This is a genomic window from Herbaspirillum lusitanum P6-12 (genome assembly GCF_000256565.1).
GTDB lineage: Bacteria > Pseudomonadota > Gammaproteobacteria > Burkholderiales > Burkholderiaceae_D > Herbaspirillum > Herbaspirillum lusitanum.
Map to the genome: position 1 here is coordinate 1 of NZ_AJHH01000588.1, position 1,232 is coordinate 1,232.

2 protein-coding genes are annotated in these 1,232 nt (G+C 66.2%); both read left to right on the plus strand.

What is annotated here, in order from left to right:
* Positions 1 to 522, plus strand: a 522-nt coding sequence (locus HLUSI_RS0119405) for an AMP-binding enzyme (protein ID WP_016835532.1), incomplete at its 5' end; no start/stop codon positions are given.
* Positions 519 to 1,220, plus strand: a complete 702-nt coding sequence (locus tag HLUSI_RS29670) for a thiolase family protein (RefSeq protein ID WP_016835533.1) — start codon at positions 519 to 521, stop codon at positions 1,218 to 1,220. The genes HLUSI_RS0119405 and HLUSI_RS29670, both read left to right, overlap by 4 nt.
* The last annotated feature ends 12 nt before the right edge of the window (positions 1,221 to 1,232 follow it).

Sequence of the window (1,232 nt, forward strand, 5' to 3'; positions counted from 1 at the left end):
GTGCGCATCGATGCGACCGCTCCCGATATACCAGGATTGATTTACGTGCGCAGCCCGATGGTGTTTACCGACTACGTCACGCTCAGGGACAGCGACGAACAACCGGCGCTGCTGCGCGATGGCGACTGGCTGTCGGTGCGCGACGTCGGCCATCTCGACAAACAGGGTCGCCTGCATCTGCTGGGCCGCCAGCAACGCATGCTTCTGGCGCAAGGCAAGAATCTGTTTCCCGAAGAAGTGGAAAGCGTGTTGACCGCCCATCCCGCCGTGGCGGCCGCATCGGTGCAAGGCATGGCGGATGCGGTGCGCGGCGTGCAGATAGCGGCGCTGCTGAAAGTGACCGACCCCGTCAGCCCCGAGGCACTGGTCGCATGGTGCCGCGAGCGTCTCGAACCTTACAAGATTCCGCGCCGTTTCTACACCTGCAACGACTGGCCGCTCACGCCCAGCGGCAAGACCGATCACAAGCAACTGGCGCAACGACTCGACGATCCCGCCATGCCGACACTGACGACACGATGAATGACGCCGTCATCCTCGGCTGGGGCCGCAGCGCGGTGACGCCGCTCGGCGGTGCGCTGTCGCAGTTGCAGCCGCATGAGATTGCCGCGCCCGTGGTGCAAGGCATCCTGCAGCGCTTCGGTATTCCCTTGAACGCCATCGACGCCGTTATCGCCGGCAACGCCATGGGCGCAGGCGGCAACCCGGCACGCATGCTGGCGCTGGCCGCAGGTTTCGATGACCGTACTCCGGCCTTGTCGGTCGACAGCCAATGCTGCGCCGGACTCGACGCCATCGCACTCGCGCACGGCATGCTGGCCTCCGGCAACGCCGACGTCGTCATCGCCGGCGGCGTCGAAGCATGGAGCCGCGCGCCGATCCGCCAGCATCGTCCGCGCCATGCCGGTGAGGCAGCAACCATCTATGACAGCCCGGCCTTCGCTCCCGATCCTGCGCGCGACCCCGGCATGCTTTTGGCGGCTGCGCGTCATGCGCTGAAAGCCGGCATCACGCGCGAGCAACAGGAGGCCTGGGCAGTGCAAAGCCACGCACGCGCCGTCGCTGCGCGTACGCATATCCGCGATGAAATCATCGCCATCGGCGCCGCAACGCAGGACAGTTATCCTCGTGCGCTGGACCAGCGTCATCTGGCGCGCATGCCGGTGGTCGCCCTGTCCGATGACGACAGCGTCGACGAAGCGATACCGCACGTCGCCTGAACCTGCATCCGC